Below are 2,048 nucleotides of genomic sequence, written 5' to 3' on the forward strand. Positions count from 1 at the left end.
TCCGGGACGGCTCAGAGCCGTTCGGGCGGGGGAGTTCCCAGGAGGGTCCCCAAACCGCTGACCTGGGAACTCTTTCATTTTGCCCGCAAAAAAGCCGTCCCTTGACAATTTTCGGGACGGCTGACCATAGTCCTTCCCATAACTGGCCATAGAAAGCGAGAAAGGCCACAGAATGTGAACAAAACGATTAGGCCATACAATTCGAGAAAAACCCTATCATTTACGGTCAACGAAAGTGAGACCTAACAACGGGAAAGTAAAATACCAATTAATGGGCCGAAGTATGATAACTTTTCTTGATGGGCTCAAAAGGGGTATTCGCGATGCGTACCTTAAGGCTTTTCCTGGTGGTTCTTGCATTCTTGCTGTTCCCCGGGATCGCCTGGGCAGTCGGCCCCCACGGGCCTTACTTCGGCTTTCCGGACGCCTGCGGGGCGTGCCACGTGGCTCACGCGGCTTACGCGTCGCCGCTAATCATTAATCGGTAACCTCTTCGTGATCGTATCTGGTGATGCCGCGCAGGCTTACCTGATGGGGTGGATGCGCGCTGTCCATTTGGTGGCGGCGTTTGTTTTAGGGATAGCCCTGCTGGTACGCATTTACTGGTTTTTCCGCGGGAACCGCTACGCCAGTTGGCGCGAATGGATCCCCACCAGCCGGGAGCGCTGGAGCTTTTTCTGGCGGCAACTCAAATACTATCTCTTCTTGCAGCGGGAACGCCCTCTCTACTTAGGGCACAACCCAGTAGCCGGGCTAAGCTATCTGGTTGTAGGGCTATTAATCCTGGTGCAAGGCCTCACCGGGTTCGCGCTTTACGCCGAAGCTTTTCAGGATGGTTTCTGGCGGTTTTTCTTCGGGCGGCTCCTGATCCTCTTTGCCAATCAGGACCTCCGCCTTATCCACTACGTTACTATGTAGCTCATTCTCGCCTTCTTTATCTTTACATGGGCATTTTAGCGGAGATTGAGGAGCGTAACGGAACCCTAGGTAGCATCGTTAGCGGTGTCAAGTTTGAGGAGCCAGGGGGCACTGAATAGCCACCCCGCAGATATAAATTTCAAAAGGGCCTTGGGAGGAGGGCAACATCCCAAGGCCCGTTAGATATGGACTTACAAGTTTACTCACCGACGCCAAATCGCGCTCTACAGTGCGGTGTTTGGCTTTTTTGCTGTTTCTTCTGCCTGGCAAGAAGAGTTTCGGCACCTACCCGAGAAAATTTACCGGGGTAAAAAAGTGTGGCGGATCGCCTGCCGCTGCAGGTCCGGGAGAGCTTTCAAGAATTTCAGAGGCTGGTAGGTGCGACGCGGGCATGACACTGGAAAGGCCCGCACAAAAAACAAAGATTTCTGCTTTAAACTGGGAGGCGCCGGAAGATATGCGAAACAACGAAGGGGCACGGGGCCGGATCGTAGCTGTGTGCCTGAGCAAGAACAAGGGCGAACGAAAAGAAAACATAGGTAAAGGTAGGCTGGTGGCCGGCCACGGCCTCGAAGGTGACGCCCACGCGGGTGACTGGCACCGCCAGGTAAGCCTCCTCGCCCTCGAAAGCATCGAGAAGATGCGGGCCCGGGGCCTGAAGGTTGGGCCTGGAGACTTTGCTGAAAACATCACTACCCAGGGGCTGGACCTTACTCACCTGCCCGTGGGGACTCTCCTGCGGATCGGCACCGCGCTTGGCGAAGTAACCCAGATCGGAAAAGAGTGCCACACCGCCTGCGCCGTCCGGCGCCAGGCGGGGGACTGCGTTATGCCCCGGGAGGGGATCTTCGTCCGGATAATCGAAAGCGGCACGGTTAAGGTAGGAGATACTGTGGAAGTGGTTGCTGTAGGCTGCCCGCCCAAGTGACGACAAGCTTCTGCTGCCGAACCATCTGCTTTTAACAACAACCACCCAGGATCAATTCCTGCAAAAGCAAAAACTTACTCTTCTAGTGCTACAAACGAAAGCACCCCCCTCTGTTCCAGGCTACAAACGGAACTACCCCCTCTGCCCTTTACACTGACCCCATAGAACACCAGACAAGCGGCATGGTAGAATGGGAGCGATC

General features: G+C 55.1%; 3 protein-coding genes. All 3 read left to right on the forward strand.

The genetic code is table 11. The features are described from left to right. Positions 1 to 323: 323 nt before the first annotated feature. The gene (locus ACUVTA_RS09545) at positions 324 to 488 is read left to right on the forward strand and encodes a hypothetical protein (RefSeq protein ID WP_445952705.1); all 165 of its coding nucleotides are present in this window, start codon (positions 324 to 326) and stop codon (positions 486 to 488) included. A 7-nt stretch (positions 489 to 495) separates the two neighbouring features. Next, positions 496 to 918, forward strand: coding sequence for a cytochrome b/b6 domain-containing protein (locus tag ACUVTA_RS09550; RefSeq protein WP_445952706.1), 423 nt, complete (start codon positions 496 to 498; stop codon positions 916 to 918). Between the two features lie 457 nt (positions 919 to 1,375). Continuing rightward, on the forward strand, positions 1,376 to 1,846 hold the full coding sequence (locus ACUVTA_RS09555; protein WP_445952707.1) for an MOSC domain-containing protein: 471 nt from the start codon (positions 1,376 to 1,378) through the stop codon (positions 1,844 to 1,846). Positions 1,847 to 2,048: the final 202 nt, after the last annotated feature.

The sequence above is a fragment of the Thermodesulfitimonas sp. genome, from assembly GCF_052743955.1.